Consider the following 20,034-nt stretch of genomic DNA (forward strand, 5'->3'; position numbering starts at 1 on the left):
TTCCGCGCCCGATGCTCCTGCACCCCGCTGGCGCGCCGCGGGGGGGCCCGTCCGGCCTCAGGTTCCCGGCGTTCCTCTGGGCGCTCCTCCACGTTCCGGTCTTCCTCGCGCTCTACGCGACCTCCATCGGGCAGGCCGTCCAGGCCACGCCCGCGCCGTACCGCGCCTGGCTCTGGCCGACGTTCCTCCCCCAGGCGCTGCTCCTCGCGCTCCTCGCCTTCGCGCTCGCGCTGCCGTTCTCGCTCGCCCCGCGCGCCTACCGCTTCGCGGTGGGGGCCGCGGCCGGCCTGCTCACCGGCGGGCTGGCGGTGGACGCGAAGGTGCTGCAGTCGGTGGGCTTCCACCTGAACGGCTTCTTCCTGCGGGTCATGCTGCAGCCGAACGCGCTGCGCGAGACCGGCGTGCCGCTCTCCGACGTGCTCCTGTTCCTCGGCGGCGCGCTCGCGCTGGTGGCGGTGGACGTCGTCGCGGGCGCCTGGTTCGTGCGACGCTTCGCGGCCCCCGCGCGCCGCACCTGGTCGTGGGCGCTCGCGCTCCTGCTCCTCTCCGCGGCGGAGCGGGTCTACGGCGGCGGGCTCACCTACTTCGCCGGCTCCTCGGTGTTCGCCGCCTCCACCACGCTCCCGCTCCAGGTGCCCGTCCGCATGCAGGGGCTGGCGCGCTCGGTCTTCGGCGATCGCACCAACGATCCGTTCGAGGGCGCGAACGCCTCGAAGCGGCTGCCGGCCGGCGTGGACCCCGCCGAGCTCCGCTTCGAGCAGCGGCCCGACGTCCTGTTCGTGGTGGCGGAGAGCCTGCCCGCCGAGCACCTCGACGCGCGCACCATGCCGCGCCTGTGGGCGCGGGCCCAGCACGGCGCGCGCTTCACCCGGCACTACGCCGCCGCCAGCTCCACCAACTACACGCTCTTCTCGCTCGTGTACGGGCTCCAGGCCCAGAAGCTCGAGGCCGTGGTCGGCGCGGGGCGGCAGCCGACGCTGTTCCCGGCGCTGACCGACAACGGCTACCAGGTGAAGGTGAGCGCGGCCTCCTGCGTGGACTGGATGGACCTGCAGAAGACCGTGTTCGGGGGGGTCTCCGACCTCGAGACCTGGTGCGACGGGAACGACCCGTCCACCCGCGACGCCCAGATGCTGAAGAGCGCCCGCGCCTTCGCGGCCCGGGCCGACCCGGCGCGGCCGGTGTTCCTGTTCCTCTTCTTCTTCGGCACCCACTTCAACTACTTCCACGAGCCCGAGGACCAGGTGTTCGCGCCGGCCTGGGACGGCATGGGCGGCCTGAAGGCGACCCGCGCGCCGGGCCAGGAGATCGAGAACCGCGCCCGCAACGCCGCGCACGCGCTCGACCGCGCGCTGGACGCGTTCCTCGACGACTTCGCGCGGACCCGCGGGCGCGAGCCGCTCGTCGTCTTCACCGGCGACCACGGCGAGGAGTTCCGGCAGAAGGGGCACCTCGGCCACGGCTCGGCCGTCACCGACGAGCAGATCCACGTGCCCGCGGTGTGGCTCGGGCCGGGCGTGCCGGCCGGCGTGCGCGACGAGGTCACCAGCCACGTGGACGTGGTGCCGACGCTGTTCGCGCTGATGGGCGAGCGGCACCCGCCCTCGCTCTACGCCGACGGCCTCTCCATGTTCGAGGCGCCCGCGGACCGGTTCGTGGTCTCGACCGTGGGCTGGGAGCCGCGCTACGCCGCCATCGGCAAGGACCTGAAGGTCACGATGTACGCCGGCATGGGCGGCGCGCAGATCACGGACCCCGACGACCGGCCGCTCCCGGACGGGCCGGCGCGGATGGCCCGGCAGGCCGGGCGGATCATGCGCGCGCTCCGGGGCGAGTCCGAGCCGGCCCCCCGCGCCGCCGCCGCGCCCGCGCCCTGACCGCGCCGCGCACCCGTGCGCACACCGCCGCCGGCCGCCGCCTCGACGGCCGCTCCGGGCCCATGCTCTGCTCCGGGCATGCGCCGGCTCGCCCTCGCCGCCCTGGCCCTCTCGCTCGCGTCCGGCTGCGCGTCGCGCGAGGCGCTGTGGCGCTACCGCGAGGAGGGCACGTTCGGCGACGGCGCGGCGCCGCTCCACGCCGAGCCGATCGGCGAGGGCGCCGAGTACCGGCTCGTGGCGGCCTCGCTCGGCGAGGCGGACCTCTCGGTGGAGCGGAGCGTGGCCGCGCTGGGCGACGCGCCGGTGCGGGTGGACCTGGGCCGGGTGCGGCTGCGCGCCGCCAGCGGCGAGGAGCTCCCGCTCGTGCGCGCCTGCCTGCTGGAGGCGGTTCCGCGCTGCGCCGCGGGCGGCGCCTCGCGCGGCTTCGTGGCCACGCTCTCGCCCGGCGAGGTGGTGCGCTTCCGCGCCGACTTCGGCCCGGTGGACGGGCTCGGGCCGGACCGCGCGCCGAACCCCGAGGTGCTGAAGGTGACGCTCTCCGAGGAGGGCGTGTACGTGGGCGGCCGGCTCCAGCCGGTCACGGTGGTGCTGGAGCGGGTGCCGGCGCGGTAGCGCCGCGCTAGTCGGCCAGCAGCACCGTGCCCGCCGAGCCCGGCTCGAGCACCGCCGCGACGAGGTCGCCGGGCGCGAGCTTGCCGAGGATCACCACCGAGCGGGCGCCGCCGCGCAGCACCTCGAACGACTCCTCCAGCTTCGGGATCATGCCGCCGGAGATGGTGCCGTCCGCCACCAGCCGCTCGAACTCGGCGCGGGTGATGCGGGGGATGCGGCTCGAGGGATCCTTCACGTCGCGGAGCACGCCGGGGGTGGAGGTGACGAGCACGAGCGCGTCGGCGCGCAGCGCGCCGGCGAGCTGGCTCGCCACCGTGTCGCCGTTGATGTTGAGCGCCTGGCCGGCGTCGTCGCAGCCCAGGCACGCCAGCACCGGCACGTAGCGCCGCTCGAACAGGTCGCCGAGGAGCGGCAGGTTGAAGCCGGTGACGTCGCCCACCAGGCCGAGGTCCACCGGCTCCGGCCCGGCGCCCTGCATCACCCGCGGCGGCCGGCGGGTGGCCTGGACCGCGTGGCCGCTCGCGCCGTGGAGCCCCACCGGCATGACGCCGTTCGCGAGCAGCCGCGCGCAGAGATCCACGTTGAGCTGCCCCGCCACCACGTACTTCATCACCTCGAGGGTGGCCTCGTCGGTGTAGCGCCGGCCCGCCACCATCCGCGTCTCGAGGCCGAGCCGCCTCTGGAGGGCGGTCGCCTGCGGGCCGCCGCCGTGCACGATGGCCACCCGGTTCCAGCCGTCCACCAGCGTGCGCAGGTCGCGCGCCACCAGGTCGAGCTCCGGGGAGTGGACGATCTCGCCGCCCAGCTTGAGGACGATGGTCTTCATGGAGGCCAGGGGCCGGGGTCGGCGAGCGAGGCCTTCTCGTCGAGCCCGAGCACGAGGTTCATGTTCTGGATGGCCTGGCCGGCCCCGCCCTTCACCAGGTTGTCGGTGGCGCCGAACAGCGTGACCGTGCGCCGGCCGCCGAGCGCCGGCCCCGCCGCCACGCCCACCTCGGCGTAGTTGGAGCCGGACACCGCCGCGACCTCCGGCAGGCGCTTGCGCGGGACGCGCACGAACGGCTCGCCCGCGTACGCCTCGCGGTAGAGCCGGTCGAGCCGGTCCTGCGTCCAGGCCTCCGGCAGCTCCACGAACGCGGTGGCGAGGATGCCGCGGGAGAGCGGCGCCGACACCGGCACGAAGCGCAGCGCCAGCTCGCGCGCGCCCGCGGCCGCGAGCGTCTCGCCGATCTCCGGGACGTGCTGGTGCTCGAGCGGCTTGTAGGTCTTGAGATTTCCGGCGCGGACCGGGTGGTGCGTGCCGGCCGACGGGGCCACCCCCGAGCCGGAGGAGCCGGTGATGCCCTGCACGTGGACCACGCCCTCGAGCAGCCCGGCGCGCGCGAGCGGCAGGAGCGCGAGCTCGATGGTGGTGGCGAAGCAGCCGGGCGAGGCGACGAAGCGCGCCCCGCGGATCCGCTCGCGGTTCAGCTCGGGCAGCCCGTAGACGAAGTCGGCCAGCCGCTCCGGGCAGGGGTGGACGTGCCGGTACCAGCGCTCGTACGCGGCGGCGTCCTTCAGCCGGAAGTCGCCGCTCATGTCCACGACCTTCACGCCCGGCAGCGCGGCGAGCTCCGGCACCTTCGAGGCCGCCACCGTGTGCGGGAGGCCGAGCAAGACCACGTCCATGCCCGCGGCGGCCTCCGCCGGGGGATCCCCTGGAACGTGAGGTCGGTGACGCCCTCCAGCGCGGGATCGGCGGCCGAGAGCGGCTCGCCCACGAAGTCGATGGAGGCGACGCGGACCAGCTCCACGTCGGGGTGGATGAGGAGCCGGCGGATCATCTCCGCCCCGCCGTACCCCGAGCCGCCGATGACCGCGGCCTTGAAGCGCTTGCCGGTCGCCATGCGCCGCCCTTATACCGGGAGCGCCCTCGCCCGGCCAGCGCCGACGCGCCGCCCGCGCGGGCTTTGCCCCGCGCGCCCGCCGCTGGCGGGCGCCGCCGGGCCGGGGACGACACGGATGGCCGCAAGGATCGAGGACGCGCTCACCTGGCTGCAGGGACAGCGCGGCGCCATGGAGGCGCTGCTGGAGCGCCTGGTCTCGCAGAACTCCTTCACGCAGAACCGCGCCGGGGTGGAGGCGGTCGCGAACGTGGTGGCGGGGCAGCTCCGCACGCTCGCCATGGACGTGGAGCTGCGCCCCTCCCACCGCTACGGCCCGCACGTGCTGTTCACCGGCCGGGCCGCTGGCGCGCCGGTGTTCCTCCTCGGCCACACCGACACGGTGTTCCCGCCGGGCACGTTCGAGGGCTTCCGCCGCGAGGGCGACCGGGCGCGCGGGCCGGGCGTGTTCGACATGAAGGGCGGCATCGTGGTGATGCTGTTCGGGCTGGCGGCGGCGAAGCGCGCCGGGGTGCTGGAGCGCGTCGCGGTGCGGGGCGTGCTCGTCTCCGAGGAGGAGGTGGGCTCCCCCGAGTCGCAGCCGGTGATCCGCGCCCACGCCGCGGGCGCCGCCTGCGCGCTCGGCTTCGAGTCCGGCCGCCCGGGCGACCTGGTGGTCACGCGGCGCAAGGGCGTGGCCTCGGTGCGGGTCGAGGCGCGCGGGGTGGCGGCGCACTCGGGCAACGAGCACGAGAAGGGCCGGAGCGCCATCTGGTCGCTGGCGCGCTTCGTGGACCGCGCCCAGTCGCTCACCGACTACGCGCGCGGGCTCACCGTGAACGTGGGGACCATCGCCGGCGGCACCACCAAGAACACCGTGCCGGACGCGGCCGCCTGCGAGGTGGACCTGCGCTTCGAGACGGTCGCCGACGGGCAGGCGCTGCGCGAGGCGGTGGAGGCGGCCGCGCGGGAGGCGGCCATCCCGGGCACGGAGCTCGAGGTGACCCCGGGCGCCTGGCGCGATCCGCTGGAGCGCACCCCGGCCTCGTCGGCCCTCGCCAAGGAGTACGGCGACTGCCAGCGCGAGTGCGGCCTGGGCCAGGGCGAGGCCCCGCTCGCCGGCGGCGGCTCCGACGCGTGCACCACCGGCGCGGCGGGCATCCCGACCATCGACGCGCTCGGCGCGCGCGGCAAGGCGTTCCACACGCTGGGCGAGGAGGTGGACCTGGGCTCGCTCGTGGCGAAGGCGAGCGCGCTGGCCCGCTTCCTGGCCCGCCGCGCGGGGTGAGGCTCAGGCCTCGGCGCCGCTCACCCCGAGCCCGTCGAGGGGCGCAGCCACCGCCACAGCCGCCCGGGCGTGGGCGAGAGCCGGAGCGCCAGCGCGCGGGCCGCCGCGCGGGTGCGCCCGCCGGTCCGCTGCGCCAGCCCCTCCAGCAGCCGGATCGCGTCGCGCCGCCTTCCGGAGCGCGCCCAGGCGCGCGCGAGGAGCAGCGTCGCCTCGCCGTGCCACGGCTCCAGGCGCCCGGCCGCGTGGAGCAGCCGCTCCGCCGGGCCGAGCGCGCGCGCGGCGAGCAGCGTGCGGCCGCCGCGCACCAGCGCCGCCACCGCGTCGGCGCGCCGCCCGCGCGACAGCTCCAGGTCGCCCATCTCCTCCCACAGGCCGTCGTCGCGCGGGAACGCCTCGGTCGCCTGCGCCAGCACCGCCAGCGCGCGGTCCACGAACCCGGCGCGGCGGTGCCCGTCGATCGCGGCGCGGAAGCTGCGCAGCGCCCCCTCGCGGTCGCCGCGCGCGGCGAGCAGCGGCGCCACCTTCCCGTGCACCGCGAGGTCGTCGGGGTGCTGCGCGAGCACGCGCTGGTAGAGCGCCACCGCCTTGCGGCGGCGGCCGCGCGCGCGGGCCCGGTCGGCGAGCGCGAGCGTGGCGGTGCGGTCGATGGCGGGCGGCGCCTTGCGGGCGGGGCGATGGGCGGTGCGGCTGCGCACCGGCGAATCCTACGCTCGGTCCGCCCGCTCCGGAACGGCGGCGTTCCACCCGGAGTGGGCGCCGCGCCTACCTCACCCGCCCCCGTCCCCAGCAGGCGAGGATCCTGCGGCCCGCGTCGGCGCGGGCGCGCTCGTCACCCGGGGTGAACCGCGCCACGGTGAAGCGCGGCCCCCGCGCGGGCGCCTCGCCGAAGGCCGGATCGACGGCGATCCAGCCCGCCGGCCCGCGCACCTCGGCCCAGGCGTGCCAGGTGAAGCCGGCGCCGTCGTGCGCCACGCCCACCGCCTGGCGCGCCTCGAGCCCGGCGCGCCGCGCCGCCGCGACCCAGGCCGCCGCCTGCGCCCGGCAGTCGCCCGGCCCCGGCGTGGCGGGCGGCGCGGCGGCCGGCGGCGGCGCCGTCGGGGCGGGGTCGGGTGCGAGGCCGCAGAACGCGCGGGCGCGGCCGGGCTCCGCCGGGCCGGCGACGCGGACCGGCAGGCGCGGCGCCCGGGCCGGCGGCGCGGCCGCGGCGTCGCGGACGAAGCGCGCGCCCTGGTCCGGCAGCCGGACCTCGGCCGGGAAGCCGTCCGGGCCCGCGCGCACCTCCTCCCGCTCGCCCAGCACGTCGAGCGCGAGCGCGCCGTCCGGCAGCGCCGGGCCGGCGCAGGCGAGGCCGGTGCGCCCGCCCTCCTCGTCGAACGCGGGCAGGCACGCCGGGCCCGCCGCGGCTCCCCGGGCCGCCGCCGCCGAGAGGAGCGCCAGCTCCGCCGCCGAGGCCGGCACCCGCCCCGGCGCCGCGCTCGCGGCCCGCGGCGCCCCGTCCTCGAGCCGGCGCACCGCGCCGGCCAGCCGGCCCTCGCGGTCCACCTCGGCCTCGAGGCGGCGCACCCGCACCGCGCCGCCGGCCTCCTCCGGCGCGCGCAGCCACGTCCCGAAGGTCAGCCGGCACCGCGCCCCGGCGCAGGCGACCCGCAGCTCGGCCGCGCCCACCGGCTCGCCGGAGAGCTCGACGCGGTAGCGCGCCTGCCCCTCCGGCAGGGCGGCGAGCAGCGCCGCCGCGGCGAGCGCGATCACGCCTCCTCCTCGCCGGCCGCCGCGGCGCGCCGCCGCGCCGCCCGCCGCCAGGCGATCCCGAGCGCCCACAGCAGCGCGCCCCCGCCGAGCGCGACCCAGGCGGCGCGCGTGTAGCGGTGCACGAGCTGGATGAGCTCCTCCTGGTTGTGCGCCAGGAACGCGCCGGCCGCGAGCAGCACCGCGTTCCAGAGCGCGGCCGACAGCCCGCCGAGGAGGAGCACGCGGCGGAGCGGGATCCGGGAGGCGCCCGCGCCGACGAAGATGAACGCCCGGACGCCGGGCAGGAACCGGTTCGCGACGAGCAGCCACCCGCCCCAGCGCCGGTAGCTCGCCTCGAAGCGGGCGAGCCGCTGCGCCTGGACCGAGAGCGCGCCGTGCCGGGCGGCGCGCGCGTCGAGCCGCCGCCCGAGCGCCGCGCCGACGCGGTGGTCGAGCCACGCGCCGGCCAGGCCGCCGGCGGTGACCGACACGAAGGTGAGCGGCCAGGAGATGGCGCCCTCCACCGCGTACCAGGCGCCGAGCACGACCAGCAGGTCGCCGGGGAATGGCGGGAAGACGTACTCGACGAGCGTGGCGAAGAACAGGATCCCCGGCGCGTACGGCCCGGTGGTCGAGACGAGCGCGGCGAGCGCGTCGGCGAGGCGCTGGAGCGGGGTCACCGGCGCGCGATGTTACCCGAGGCGCGCGGGCGGCGCGCCGTCCGCGCGGCGCCGCGGCGCGCGGCCGCCCGTCAGGTGACCGTCCGGTGGCGGCCCCGGAAGAAGCCCACGACGTACAGCGCCACCGCCGCGAGCAGGAGCAGGTGGATGGCGCCCACCGTGACCTTGAACGCGAGCGAGACGATCCACACGAGCAGCAGCACCGACGCCAGCAGCCAGATCATCGCGACCTCCCGCCCGTCAAGGTCGACCCTGGGCCGCGCCCGCGCTCGCCCCGCCGCCTTCCCCGGCGGCGCCCGCCCGGCGCGTGCTAACGTCCCGGCCGCGTGACCTCCCGGGCCCGGCTCCTCACCTTCGGCCTCGCCGCTGCCTGGCTGGCGATCGGCTACCTGAACGTCGCGCGCGGGGCCTCGCACGCCGGCGCCGGCTACCGCTTCTGGTCGTTCCAGCACCACTGCTACTCCGACGTGATCGCGCTGCACGGCGACCGGTACCTGGGCGGCGGGCGGCCGCTGCCGTACCTCGAGGACCGGATCGAGTACCCGGTGCTGCTGGGGATCGCGCTCTGGCTGCCGAGCTTCGTCCCGGGCGGCGCGCTGGCGCACTTCACGGTGAGCTACGCGCTGCTGGCGCTGTGCCTGTTCGCCGCGCTCCTCGCGCTGGAGCGGCTGCCCGGGGCGCGGCCGTTCTGGCTCGGGGCGACGCCGGCGCTCGTCTACTACGCCGGGCTGAACTGGGACCTCCTGCCCATCGCGCTCCTGTGCGGGGCGCTCCTCGCGCTCGCGCGCGGCCGGCCCGGCGCGGGCGGGGCGCTCACCGCCCTCGGCACCTCGGCGAAGCTGTTCCCGGGCGTGCTCGCGCCGCCGGCGCTCCTCGCGCTCGCCGGCGAGCGGGCGCGCGCGCCGCTCGTCCGCTTCGCCGCCGGGCTCGCCGCCGCGCTCCTCGCCGTGAACCTGCCGTTCGCGCTCGCCGCGCCGGAGGGCTGGAGCTGGTTCTTCCGCTTCAACGCCGGGCGCGGCGCCGAGAACTCGATCTGGGACGCGCTCGGGCTGGGGCGCGGGCCCCTGCTCGAGGTCCTCTCCACCGGGCCGATGCTCCTCGCGGTCGCGCTCGCCTGCGCCGCGGCCTGGCGCGCCGCGCGGGCGGGGGGCGACGCGGGGCGGGCGGTGCGGCTCGGGGTGGCGCTCGCGCTCACCGCCTGGATCGCCACGAACAAGGTCTGGAGCCCGCAGTACGCGCTGTACGGGTTCCTGGCCGGCGCGCTCGCCGCCGCGCCCACCGGCCTGTTCCTCGTGCTGAGCGCGGCCTCGGTGGCCGACTTCCACGTCGCCTTCGAGGTCCGGGCCCGGCGGTGGGAGCCCTGGTTCCGGGACCACGTGTTCCACCCGGACGGCGTGGTCCGCTCGCTGCTCTGGCTCGCGCTCGCCGCCTGGATCGCGCGCGAGCTGTGGCGCTGCGCGCGGGCCGGCCCGGGGGCCGGGGCCGCGGTCAGTAGTCCTTCGACCAGATGAGGCTGGCGCCGCCCGACTGCGCGTCGCCGTAGCGCGACTCCAGCGTCCAGCGGCGGGTGATCTGGTACTCCACCCGCACCTCGTTCACGTTCTGGCCCTGCTCGAGCTGCACGTCGAAGCGGCGCGTGTAGCCGACGTAGATCTTGTCGGTGACGTACTTGCCGGCGCGGAGCGCGCCCGCGTCCACCGCCACGGTGTCGAGCGGGAGCTTGTCGGCGACGAGGTCCTTGAACGCCTGGGTCGCCACCGCGCCCAGCGCGGCCCGGCCGGCCTCCTCGCCGGTGAGCGTCCCCACCCCGCCCGAGCCCGGCTTCAGCTCGGTGCGGCCGGTGGCGATGAGCAGCGCGATCTGGCCGTCGTCCATGGGCGGCTGCGAGGAGAGGCGGATCTCCGGGTCGGAGATCGGCCCGGCCACCGCCACCGTCACCTTCGCGACCGGGTTGTCGTACACCGCCTCCACGTCGAGCAGCGCCGCCTTCGGCGGACCGCCGGTGAACGTCACCTTGCCGCGCTCGATCTGGAAGTTGCGGCCGCCGATGGGCTCCACCTCGCCGCGGACCACCTCGACGGTGCCGGTGGCGAAGTCGTTGGCGCCGGTCAGCTCGTAGGTGACGTTGGCCTTCAGCTCGACGCGGATGCGCGGGTTGTCGCTCACCACCTGGAGCCGGCCCGGCACGAGGAGCTGCGCGGTGAGCGTGAACGGCCGCTCCCCCGGCCCGCGCGGCACCGGCAGCGGCGCCTTCCTCGGCGCCGGCTGGCGGCCCACCACGATGTCGCGGCGGCGCTCGAGCGACTGCAGCGTGCGCGGGGCGCGCTTGGGCAGGCGGATGGTCCCCCGCGGCACGGTGAGCTTCACCTGCAGCGCGCCGGGCTGGTAGGTGCCGGTCGCGTCCACCTGCAGGTCGAGCGTCGCGAGGTCCATGCCGGCGCGCATGATGGGCAGCTCGCGGCTGACGATCCGGCCCTCCAGGCGCGCGTCCGGCCCGCCCATCCCGCGCAGCGCCCCGTGCGCCTCGAACGAGCCGTGCGCGCGGCGCGCCGCCACCCGGCGGAGCTCCACCGCGTCGTCGGTGACGGTCGCGTCCACCTCGATCTGCGTCCAGTCGCCGTACTCCGAGATCGCCAGCCGCCCGTCGGCGAGCCGCACCGTCCCGCGCGGCGACGGGCGCTCGAGCGGCCCGCGCGCGGTCACGTCGGCCTGGAGCTTCCCGGACGCGGTCCGGACCCAGCCGGCCAGCACGGCGGGCAGGAAGCCGAGGTCGAGGTCGCGGGCGCGCAGCCCCAGCTCCGCGGGCGCCCGGCGCAGGTCGGCGGCGCGGGTGTCGAGGCCGAGCGGCGCGTCCACCGCCGCGGTCGCCTCCAGCGTGCCGCCGGCCTTCGCGGCGAGCGTCACCCGGCCGCTCCCGCGCCCCGCCGCCCAGCGCGCCTGCGCGGTGAGGTCGCCGAGCGGCCGGCCCTCGACCTGCAGCCCGCGCCCCGCCGCCTCGAGCGCGAGCCGCGGGGCGGCGAGCGTCCCCTCCGCCGTGAGCCGCGCGTCCACCGTCCCCTCGACGAGCAGCGTGCTCGTGGAGGTGCGGGCCAGCGACGCGTGCGGCACCACCAGGACCACCGACAGCGGCGCGCTCCGCAGCCCGCCCCGCGCCAGCAGCCGCTCCGGGGCCGCCGCCAGCGACCCCTCGCCGCGCAGCAGCTCCTGGCCGCCCATGGCGAGCCGCAGGGTGGCGCCCACCCGCTGCGCGCCGGCGTCCGCCTCGAGCGCCACCCCGAGCCCGCTCGCGCCGCCCCAGGCCCCGCCCTCCACCTGGAGCGCGGCGTGCCCGCGCGGCGCGGAGAGCGTGCCCTCCAGCCGCGCCTCGCCGCTCAGCCGGCCGGCCAGGTCGTCCGGCAGGCCCAGGTGCCCCGCCAGCGCCGCGAGCTCCAGCCCCGGCACCCGCGCGTCCACCGCGGCCCGGCCGGCGCGGAGCGCGCGGATGGCGGCGCCGGGCCGGGTGAGCAGGTCGGACAGGTCGAGGGGCACCTCGCCCCGGACCGAGACCGCGGGGCGCCCCTCCAGCGTCGCCTCGAGCCGCGCCGAGAGCCGCTCGCCCGGCGCGTCCGCGGTGAGGCTGAGGCCGATGGCCGACAGGTCGTCCCAGGCGCCGCCGGTGAGCGAGGCCTCGGCGCGGAGCGAGGGCGCGCCGATCGCCCCCTCCAGCGTGGCCTCCAGCGACACCTCGCCGCTCGCGGGTAGCGCCGCGCCGGCCGCGTGCAGGACGGGGCCGAGCGGCAGCGCCTCGCCGCGGACCCGCGCCACCACCGGCTCGCCCGGCCGGCCCTGCATCGGCAGCGGCAGCTCGAGGCGCACGTCCGCGGTGCCGCCCGCCGCGCGCGCCGCGGACAGCGCGAGCCGGGCGCGCCGGGCGCCGCCCTCCCAGCCCACCTCGGCGACCGCGCTGAGGCCGTCGAGCCCGCGGAACCGGCCCTCGGCGAGCGTGAGGTGCCCCTGCGCCAGCGGGCGCCGCGTGGTCCCGGAGACCGACGCCTGCGCGCTCACCAGGCCGCCCAGGCCTGCGCCGCGCGGGAGGAGCCCCACCGGCAGCCCCTCCAGGCGCAGCGCCTCGACCTCGGCCCGGGCGTCGAGCGCGCCGCGCGCCCCGATCCCGCCCTCCAGCCGGATCCGCTGCGCCCCCGCGGCGAGCTCGAGCCGGTCCACCCGCGGCCCGGTGAGGAACAGCCGCGCCGGCGCGGTGAGCGTGTAGCGGGTGCCCGGGTAGGCGAGGGCGAGCTCGCGCAGGATCACCTCGTCGCCGCGCTCGGTGCGGAGCGCGCGCGCCTGGATCGCCACCGGCTCCCGCCCCAGCGCCGGGACGTCCGCCGAGGCGTCCAGGCGCGCGTCCGCGGCGGCCAGCTCGGCGTCGAGCAGGAGCGCGCGGGCCAGCTCGGTGCCGTCGCTGCGCACCCGGTCGGCGGTGAGGTGCAGCCGGCCGGTGACCGCCCGGAACGGCCCGGCCACGTGCCCGATCCCCTTCGCCCCGCCGAGCGCGAAGCTCCCGAGCGCCAGGTGGGGCGCCTCCACCGTGCCGTCCAGCACCGGCGCGCGCGAGGTGCCGGAGAGCGTCGCCTCGACCCGCGCCCGCCCGGCGAGCGGCGGCAGGGCCTGGCCCAGCAGCCGCTCCGCGTTCGCGGCGAGGCGCGCCAGGTCGGCGGCGTCGGCGGAGACGCGGCCGGAGACCCCCGCCCCCGCGCGCCAGCGGCCGGACCCGAGCACGGCCACCCCCGGCGCCTGCAGCGTGAGCCGCTGCACCTCCCAGCTGCCGCGGTCGGCGCGGGCGGTGAGCTCGCCCGGGCCGAGCTCGCCGCCGCGCAGCGTCGAGCGCGCGAGCGACACCTGGGCGCGGCCGCGCAGGTCGTCGAGGTCCTTGCCCGCCACGCCGCCGCGGGCCTGCAGCGTGACCGCGCCGCGCGGCAGGCCCGACCAGATCCGCGAGGGGTCGAGCGCGTCGAGCGCCACCTCCGCGCCGAGCGAGCGGGACCCGTCGAGCCGCACCGCCACCGCCGCGTCGCCGCCGCCGCGCGCCTCGCCCCCCCGCGGCGCCACGTGCAGCGCCGCGGTGGCGACCGCCCCGTCCGACTCGGCGTAGCCCGCCGCGGCGAGGTCGCCGCCCAGCGCCACCCCCGGCGCGAGCGCGCGCAGCCTCTCCGAGTCCACCCCGAGCCGCGTGATGGCCACCCGCCCGCTGCGCCGGGCGAGGTCGCCCTCCCCGATGGCCTCGAGCACCGTGTCCCCGTGGCGCGCCCGCAGCACCGAGACCCGCAGGACGTCGCCGTCGCGCGCCAGGCGCACGTCGAGCGCGAGCGCGCCCGGCACCGGCAGGTCGGCCTCGCCCCGCAGCCGGAGCTGGACCCGGGCCCGGCGCGGGCCGACCACGCCGCGGGCGTCGAGGTCGAGCGCCTGCGCCTCGAGGCGGGTGGCCCCCTCGCGATCCACCCACCACAGGTCGCCCCCGCGCAGCGTGAGCCGCTGCACCCGCAGCGTCCAGCCGGCCCCGTCCTCGCGGCGCGGCTCGGGCGCGCCGGGCGGGCGCGGCGGCGAGGGGTGGGCGGGGGCGAAGGCCCGCGCGATCGACAGCCCGCCCTCGCCCTCCTCGACGAGCACCGAGGGCCGGTCCAGCTCGGCGGTGAGGCCGATCACCCGGTTGCGGAGGCGGGTCACGTCGGCGAACACCGCGGCGCGCCCGACCTCCAGCACCAGCCGGCCCTCCGGGTCGAACACCCGCAGGCCGTGCAGCTCGATGCCGCCCTGCGGCAGGACCGTGATCTGCTCGAGCTGGAAGCTCCCGGCCAGCGCGTCGTCGGCGATGCGCACCAGCGCGTTCGCCACGAGCGGGCGGCCCGCGCCCCAGGACGCGAACAGGACCGCCCCGGAGAGCGCCACGCCGGCGAGCGCGGCGAGCCCGAGGAGGAGCCAGCCCACCGCGCCGAGCACGGCCCCGATGGCGGCCGCGGGCCGCACTAGAACGCCTCGCCGATGGAGAGGTGGAACGCGATCCAGGGCTCGCGGTGGGTGGCGGGCACGGTGCCCACCACGTTCCCGGCCTTGTCGTAGATGGGCGCGCCGGCGTTCTCGACGCTGGGCACCGCCGGGAAGCGCTGGTCGAACGGCACCCCGGCGGCGAGGTTGGTGGGGACCTGCACGCCCACGTCGAAGCGCACCGGGCCGAACGGCGTCCGGTAGCGGAGGCCCAGGCCGCCGGCCCACTGGAGCCGGGTGGGATCGAGCACGTCGCGGTAGGCGGTGGGCACGCCGGAGGGGCGCGAGACGTTGCCCCCGTCCACGAAGAGCGCGGCGCCCCAGGTCCGCGTCAGGTCGAGGCGCAGCTCCAGCGACCCGTCGGCGAGCCCGTTGCCGCCCACCGGCACCCAGTCGCCGTCGCGCAGCACCATGGGCGCGAGCCGGCCGGTGTAGTAGCCGCGCATCGACTGCGGGCCGCCGGCGGTGAAGCGGGCCACGATGGGCGGCTCGCCGGACTGGTTCACCGGGACGAGCGCGCCCACCCGGGCGCGCGCCGCCAGCACCAGCTTCTGGCCGAGCGGCAGGAAGCCGCGCGCCTCGGGCAGGAAGCGCAGGTACCGGTACCCGTAGCCGCCGACGTTGAAGCCCTCCTGCACCGCCAGCATCACCCACACGCCGCGGCGCGGGTTGAGCGGGTCGTTCCGCCCGTCCCAGCCCACCCGCTGCTCGAGGTAGGACAGCAGGCACACGCTCCCCTGGCAGTTCTGCAGCTCCGGCCCCTGCTTCGCCGGCTGCGTGGGATCGAACGTGCTCACCGCGTTCTGCAGCTGGTAGACCTCCAGGTTCCAGCTCGGCACCAGCGTGAGCCGCGTGGCGAGGCGCACCGGGAAGCCCACCCGGAGCCGCTCCGACCAGAAGTCGTAGGCCTGCTCCAGGCCGCGCGATCTCCAGGCGCGCGGTGGCGTCGATGCGCCGGCTGATCGCGCCGGGCTGGGAGAACTCGGCGGTGGCGAGGGCGATGGGCCCCTCCTTGCGCGGCCGCGCCACCAGCCAGGCGTACCCGGCCCGCAGCTCGAGGTGGAGCTTGCGCAGGTCCCCCATGAAGTTGCGGTGGCTCCAGCCCACCGTGGCGTTCACGTCCCACCGGGTGTTCGCCTGCACGCCCACGCCGGGGCCGGCGCGGAGCGTGCGGAACGGCACCTCGCGCACCGCCACCACGATCGGCACCACCGCGCGCTGCGGATCGGGGGCGCCGCGGGTGACGCGCACCGCGCCGAAGACGCCCAGGTCGAACACCCGCGTCTGCGCCTTCGCCAGCTGGTCCTCGGCGAACCAGTCGCCCGGGTGGATCTCGATGCCGGCCTGCTCGCGCACCCGGTCGCGCGGCACCGCGGCGGTGCCGGCCACGAACACCGGGCCGAACCGGTACCGCGTGCCCGGCGTCACCTCGTAGCGGACCTCGGCCGCGTGCTCGGCGGGCAGGATCTGGGCGCGCTGCGTCACCGCGGCGTCGGCCCAGCCGGTGTTGCGGAGCGCGTGGAGCAGCGCGCCGCGGGCGCCGTCGTAGTCGCGCTCGGTGAAGCGCTCGCCGGGGCGGATGGGGAGCGCGCCGACGCGGGCCTTCGCCTCGGGGGCGGCGTCCAGGCCGGAGACCTCGACGCTCCGGACGAGGACGGGCTCGCCCTCCTCCACCCGCATCACGACCTTGGCCCGGCCCGGCCCGTCCGGCCGCACCTGCACGTCCACCACCTTCGCGTCGTAGAAGCCGCGCTCGCGGTAGTAGGCCTCGACGCGCTTGCGGTCCACGGCGAGCGCGTCGGCGTCGAGGCGCCGCGCCTCCTGCCAGGCCCAGCGGTCGGAGGGCTGGGTGGCGAGCTTCGAGGCGATGTCGTCCGCGTCGAGCGCGTGGGCGCCCTGGATCTCCAGCCCGTACAGGACCGGCTCCTCGCCGGGCTTCGCCCGCGCGGTCATGCACCCGGCGGCGGAGAGCGCGAGCAGCGAGGCGAGCGACAGGGCGAGGCGTCGGGGCACGGGCGCACGGGATCATGGCACACCCGGTGCGCGGGCGCCCGGCCGGAAACGGGCGGCGCGCGGCGCGCGGATGGGGCTCGCACGCTGGGTCACCGCGCCGCAGCGCGGGGCGCGGGGCTACGCGGGCGAGGACAGGAGCAGCCCCAGGTTCCGGTCCTCCCACGCCTTGGCGCGGGCGTGGTCCGGGTAGGCGCGCTCGCGGCGGCGGAAGGCGGCGCCGTGCACGACCCGGCGGCCGTTCACCTCCACCGCCGGGACGGCCTGGTGGAGCATCTCGTGGAACACCACCGCGGCCACGTAGAACTCGGGCACCTCGGGGCGGTCGAGCGTCGGGTGGATCCGGATGAGCCGCGCGTCCTGCACGTAGACGCCGGTCTTCACGGTGCGCCGCCGCCGCCCCAGCCGGACCGGGCCCCAGCCGATGCGCGCCTCGATGGCCCCGCCGAAGTGCTCGGCGTTGAGCCGGTCGAACAGCGCCTGGAGGTCGTGCACCCGGCCGCGCGGCTGGAGCCGGTCGGCGCGCGGGGCGGCGATCCGGGCCCGGTGCTCCTTCACGTACGCGTCGATGCGGCTGCCCGCCTGGCGCCGGCGCGCCGCCGCGGCGCCGCGGCCGGCCACCGCGAAGCTGGCCAGCGCCGACACCACCTCGTCCGGCGCCTCCAGGAACATGTGGTGGACGCGGTAGTGGATCTCGCCCGGCCGGCGCCGGAACGAGACCATGGTGGAGCGGTTGTCGTGGACGGTGAGCCGGACGCGCTCGGTGAGGATCCCGGAGAGCGCATCGGCGAGCAGGTGCGCGGCGGAGCGGCGGGCCTCCGGGGAGAACAGCGTCAGCTGACGGCTCGACTCCTTGGGGCGCACGCGGCGCCGATCCTACGGAGGGGGCGCCCGTCCATCAAGGGGTAGGTGGGCGATCGAGCGGGGCAGCGCCCGGCCTCCACCGCTAGCCGCCCTGCCCGCCCTCCTCCTCGGCGAGCAGCCGCTCGACGCGCCCGGCCTCGCTGCGCAGGAGCATGACCTTCTCCTGGCTGTAGGTGACCGCGCCCGGCGCCGAGCCCTTCGGCTTCTTCACGAAGCGGGCGCGGGTGTAGGCGACGTCGGCCTGCGGCGCGCCGCGGGCGTCGGAGAAGTGCACCGCGAGGTGCGCGGCGTCCACCAGCGTCTCCGCGTCCGGCGCCTTCCCCTTGTCGAGCCGCACCACCACGTGGGCGCCGGGCAGCCCGCGCGCGTGCAGCCACAGGTCGTTGCCGCGGGCGACGCGCAGCGTGAGCGCGTCGTTGTCGGCCGCCCCGCGCCCGACCAGGATGGTCGCGCCGGAGAGCGAGCGGAAGGTGCGGTAGGGCGGCGCGGGCTCGTCCCGCTTGCGGCGCGGCGGCGCGGCCGGGCGCGGGCCGGCGGCGAGGCGGCGCGCCTCGCGCTCGAGGCGCGGCAGGTCGGCGGCGCCGGCCGCGTCGATCCGGGCCAGCAGCGCCCGCAGCGCGGCCTCGCGGGCGCGGACCTCGGCGGCGCGGGCCTCGACCCGCGCGGCGCTCTCCACGATGCGGCGGTAGCGCCGGTAGTACCGCTCCAGGTTGGCCTGCGGCGTGAGCGCCGGGTCCACCGCCACGCGCACCTCGCGCGGGCCCTCCTCGGTCCACTCGGTGACCGTCACCTCGGTGGCGCCGCGCTTGACCGCGCGCAGGTGGGTCTTGAGCAGGTCGGCGGCGCGGCGGTCCGCCTCGGCGGCGGGCACCCGCGCCGCCTCGTCGGCGAGCTTCGCGAGGGCGCGTCCGGCCCGGGCCAGCGCCGCGCGCACCGGCTCCTTCAGCCGGCGCCGCCCCTCGGCGAGGCGCCGCTCCTCCTCGCGCGCGAGGTAGGCGTCCTCGATCGCGGCCGAGAGCGGGAACGGCGCGCCGGGCACCGGCGCGAACCGGAGCGCCCCCTGGCCCGCCTCGGAGCCGGACCCGGACCCGGCGGGCGGGAGCGAGGGCGGCTGGTAGGGCCGGCCCACGGCGAGGTCGCGGCGCTGCGACGGGCTCCGGACGGCGGCGGCGCGGATGATCCCGGCCGCGTCCACCAGGAACAGGTTGCCGTGGCGGCCGGTGAGCTCGGCGACCAGCCGCACCGGCCCGCCCCGCGCCGGGCCGCGATCGAAGGAGAGCGCCACCACCCGGTCCCCGGGGAGCGTCTCCAGGCCGGCGAGGCGCGCGCCCTCCAGCTCGCGGCGGAGGACCGCCTGGGCGGCGTAGGGGGTGTCGGGCTGCGGGGGGCGGCGGCGGGCCGCGTGGAGGCGGGTGACGTCGGGCTCGGCGGAGAGCAGCAGCAGCGCGTCGCCGGCGCGCCCGCGGAGCGACAGGGTGAGCGCCCGCTCCGCGTGCGCGCGCACCGCCTCGACGTACGCCCCGGCGAGCGGGGCGAGCTCGGCGACCACCTCGGCGAGCTCGCGTGCGGTGAGCGACATCGCGCCTCTTCGTACCCCGGAAAAGCAGCGGCCGCCCGGAGGCGGCCGCGGCGCTACGCTGGGTGGAAGCCCTGCGTTACTTCTTGCCCTTCTTCGCGACCTTCTTCTTCGCGGCCGGCTTCTTCGCAGCGGTCTTCTTCGCGGTCTTCTTCTTCGCAGCCATCTGTTCCCTCCTCGGAACGTCCATTCGATGTCGATGGACACTCAGGAATGGACAAGTTGTGCGGAGGTTAGCAGCGCGCGATCTCGCACGTCAAGGAAGCGACACGCGTTTCGCGCGCGCGATCTCCGCCGCGAGGCGTCGCGCACCCGGATGGATCCCGCGCCGCGGACGGGGTCGCCGCTGCGTCAATCCACTCAGCGTGATCGAGGAGCGGCGCCGCGGCGCGCGGGACGAGGTGCACGGAAATCGTTGGGGCGCAGCGATTCGCGATCGACGCCGGCGCGCGCTCGCCGGCGCGCGGAGGCCGCGTCCTCGCGCGCGCGCGGCGCGCCTCCGGACGCCTCGAGGCGCGGGGCCGTGTGGCCCTCGCGGACACCCCTTCGATCTACTCGAGCACCGCGGCGCCGATGACCCCGGCGTCGTCGCCGAGCCAGGCGCGCTCCACGGTGAGCCCGCGCGTGGCCGACCGCGATACCGCGTCGTCGAACCGGCGGAGCGTCAGGTCGGCGAGGCGGGGTGCGCCCAGCAGCACGCCGCCGCCCAGGATGAGCCGGGCGGGGTTGAGCAGGGTGACGAGGTTCGCCACGGCGAGGCCGAGCAGCTCGGAGACCTCGTCCCACAGCGCCACGGCGTACGCGTCGCCCAGCGCGTGCGCCTCCTCCACCACGCTGGCGGTGACGCGGGCGAGGTCGCCCTCCACCAGCTCCAGCACCCGGGTGGCGACGCCGGCCGCGATCTCCTCGCGCACGCGCGCCGCCACGTTCACGCCCGAGGTGTACGCCTCGAGGCAGCCGAGCTGGCCGCAGCCGCAGCGGCGGGGCGTGAACCCCGGGCGCGGCAGGCGCACCTTGATGTGGCCGAGCTCCCCGGCCACCCCCTGCGCGCCGTCGTGCAGGCGCCCGCCCAGGATGAGCCCGGAGCCCACCCCCGAGCCGACGAACACCAGCACCACGTCCTCGATGCCGCGGGCGGCGCCGAAGCGCTTCTCCCCCCAGGCGGCGACCGACAGGTCGTTCGCGACGCGCACCGGCACCCCGAGCGCCTTCTCCAGCAGCGCGCCGAAGGCCACGTCGCGCCAGCCCAGGTTGGGCGCGTTCATCACCACGCCGGTGGCGCCGAGCACCTGCCCGGCCACGCCCACCCCGACCCGGCCCGCCGCCGCCGGCGCGATCCCGGCCGCGCCGGCCGCCTGACCGAGCGCGTGGGCGACGGTCGCGACCACCGCCTCGGGCCCGCGCTCGTGCAGCGGCTCCTTGTGCGAGGCCACGATCTCGCCGGTGGCGCGGTCCACCACCGCGGCGCGCGCGTTGGTGCCCCCCAGGTCCACGCCCAGCGCGAGCCCCTTCACGG

Annotated in this window: 16 protein-coding genes and 1 pseudogene; 4 read left to right on the forward strand and 13 right to left on the reverse strand. The window is 77.9% G+C overall.

What is annotated here, in order from left to right:
* The first annotated feature begins 11 nt into the window (after positions 1-11).
* On the forward strand, positions 12-1,877 hold the full coding sequence (locus tag ACOQFB_RS20500; RefSeq protein WP_059438639.1) for a sulfatase-like hydrolase/transferase: 1,866 nt from the start codon (positions 12-14) through the stop codon (positions 1,875-1,877).
* Positions 1,878-1,955: 78 nt separating this feature from the next.
* Positions 1,956-2,489, forward strand: coding sequence for a hypothetical protein (locus ACOQFB_RS20505; RefSeq protein ID WP_059438638.1), 534 nt, complete (start codon positions 1,956-1,958; stop codon positions 2,487-2,489).
* A 7-nt stretch (positions 2,490-2,496) separates the two neighbouring features.
* On the opposite strand, the gene argB is transcribed toward ACOQFB_RS20505, so the two are convergent.
* Genes argB through ACOQFB_RS20520 form a run of 3 tightly spaced genes read right to left on the reverse strand, consistent with a single transcriptional unit; the run spans position 2,497 to position 4,375 of the window.
* Positions 2,497-3,315, reverse strand: coding sequence for an acetylglutamate kinase (argB, locus tag ACOQFB_RS20510; RefSeq protein WP_059438637.1), 819 nt, complete (start codon positions 3,313-3,315; stop codon positions 2,497-2,499).
* On the reverse strand, positions 3,312-4,157 hold the full coding sequence (gene argC / locus ACOQFB_RS20515) for an N-acetyl-gamma-glutamyl-phosphate reductase (RefSeq protein WP_494492351.1): 846 nt from the start codon (positions 4,155-4,157) through the stop codon (positions 3,312-3,314). Before argC ends, argB begins: the two co-directional genes overlap by 4 nt.
* Positions 4,079-4,375: a hypothetical protein gene (locus ACOQFB_RS20520; protein WP_494492352.1), complete on the reverse strand. Its 297-nt coding sequence runs from the start codon at positions 4,373-4,375 to the stop codon at positions 4,079-4,081. The genes argC and ACOQFB_RS20520 overlap by 79 nt, the downstream gene beginning before the upstream one ends.
* Positions 4,376-4,490: 115 nt before the next feature.
* On the opposite strand from ACOQFB_RS20520, the gene ACOQFB_RS20525 reads away from it, so the two are divergent.
* Positions 4,491-5,639: a M20 family metallopeptidase gene (locus ACOQFB_RS20525; RefSeq protein ID WP_059438635.1), complete on the forward strand. Its 1,149-nt coding sequence runs from the start codon at positions 4,491-4,493 to the stop codon at positions 5,637-5,639.
* A 20-nt stretch (positions 5,640-5,659) separates the two neighbouring features.
* On the opposite strand, the gene ACOQFB_RS20530 is transcribed toward ACOQFB_RS20525, so the two are convergent.
* The 4 genes from ACOQFB_RS20530 to ACOQFB_RS20545 form a co-directional block, all read right to left on the reverse strand.
* Positions 5,660-6,334 (reverse strand): tetratricopeptide repeat protein, encoded by a 675-nt coding sequence (locus ACOQFB_RS20530; protein WP_421610136.1) that lies wholly within the window; start codon positions 6,332-6,334, stop codon positions 5,660-5,662.
* Positions 6,335-6,401: 67 nt separating this feature from the next.
* Positions 6,402-7,388, reverse strand: a complete 987-nt coding sequence (locus ACOQFB_RS20535) for a transglutaminase domain-containing protein (RefSeq protein ID WP_421610135.1) — start codon at positions 7,386-7,388, stop codon at positions 6,402-6,404.
* Positions 7,385-8,047 (reverse strand): DedA family protein, encoded by a 663-nt coding sequence (locus ACOQFB_RS20540; RefSeq protein ID WP_421610134.1) that lies wholly within the window; start codon positions 8,045-8,047, stop codon positions 7,385-7,387. Before ACOQFB_RS20540 ends, ACOQFB_RS20535 begins: the two co-directional genes overlap by 4 nt.
* A gap of 71 nt (positions 8,048-8,118) precedes the next feature.
* Positions 8,119-8,271 (reverse strand): DUF5670 family protein, encoded by a 153-nt coding sequence (locus ACOQFB_RS20545; protein WP_193388404.1) that lies wholly within the window; start codon positions 8,269-8,271, stop codon positions 8,119-8,121.
* Positions 8,272-8,373: 102 nt separating this feature from the next.
* Here ACOQFB_RS20545 and ACOQFB_RS20550 point away from each other — a divergent pair, with 102 nt between their 5' ends.
* Positions 8,374-9,558: a glycosyltransferase family protein gene (locus tag ACOQFB_RS20550; RefSeq protein ID WP_421610133.1), complete on the forward strand. Its 1,185-nt coding sequence runs from the start codon at positions 8,374-8,376 to the stop codon at positions 9,556-9,558.
* Here ACOQFB_RS20550 and ACOQFB_RS20555 read toward each other — a convergent pair.
* The 6 genes and pseudogenes from ACOQFB_RS20555 to ACOQFB_RS20580 all read right to left on the reverse strand — a co-directional run bounded on the left by ACOQFB_RS20555 (position 9,536) and on the right by ACOQFB_RS20580 (position 20,032).
* Positions 9,536-14,050 carry a translocation/assembly module TamB domain-containing protein gene (locus ACOQFB_RS20555; protein WP_421610132.1) on the reverse strand — a complete coding sequence of 1,505 codons (4,515 nt, stop codon included), beginning with the start codon at positions 14,048-14,050 and terminating at the stop codon, positions 9,536-9,538. The two genes, ACOQFB_RS20550 and ACOQFB_RS20555, sit on opposite strands and share 23 nt — an antisense overlap.
* Complete coding sequence (locus ACOQFB_RS20560) at positions 14,050-14,946, reverse strand: BamA/TamA family outer membrane protein (RefSeq protein ID WP_494492593.1); 897 nt, start codon at positions 14,944-14,946, stop codon at positions 14,050-14,052. The genes ACOQFB_RS20555 and ACOQFB_RS20560 overlap by 1 nt, the downstream gene beginning before the upstream one ends.
* Positions 14,947-15,310: 364 nt before the next feature.
* Positions 15,311-16,021: pseudogene (locus tag ACOQFB_RS20565) on the reverse strand (POTRA domain-containing protein); the annotation flags it as partial.
* A 177-nt stretch (positions 16,022-16,198) separates the two neighbouring features.
* A complete protein-coding gene (locus tag ACOQFB_RS20570) occupies positions 16,199-16,942 on the reverse strand; it encodes a hypothetical protein (protein WP_059439309.1) in 744 nt (247 codons plus the stop codon).
* A gap of 82 nt (positions 16,943-17,024) precedes the next feature.
* Positions 17,025-18,521: an NFACT RNA binding domain-containing protein gene (locus tag ACOQFB_RS20575; RefSeq protein ID WP_421610130.1), complete on the reverse strand. Its 1,497-nt coding sequence runs from the start codon at positions 18,519-18,521 to the stop codon at positions 17,025-17,027.
* A 548-nt stretch (positions 18,522-19,069) separates the two neighbouring features.
* On the reverse strand, positions 19,070-20,032 hold the full coding sequence (locus ACOQFB_RS20580; protein WP_059438536.1) for an ROK family protein: 963 nt from the start codon (positions 20,030-20,032) through the stop codon (positions 19,070-19,072).
* Between the last annotated feature and the right edge of the window lie 2 nt (positions 20,033-20,034).

This window comes from Anaeromyxobacter sp. Red801, from assembly GCF_049201065.2.
GTDB lineage: Bacteria > Myxococcota > Myxococcia > Myxococcales > Anaeromyxobacteraceae > Anaeromyxobacter.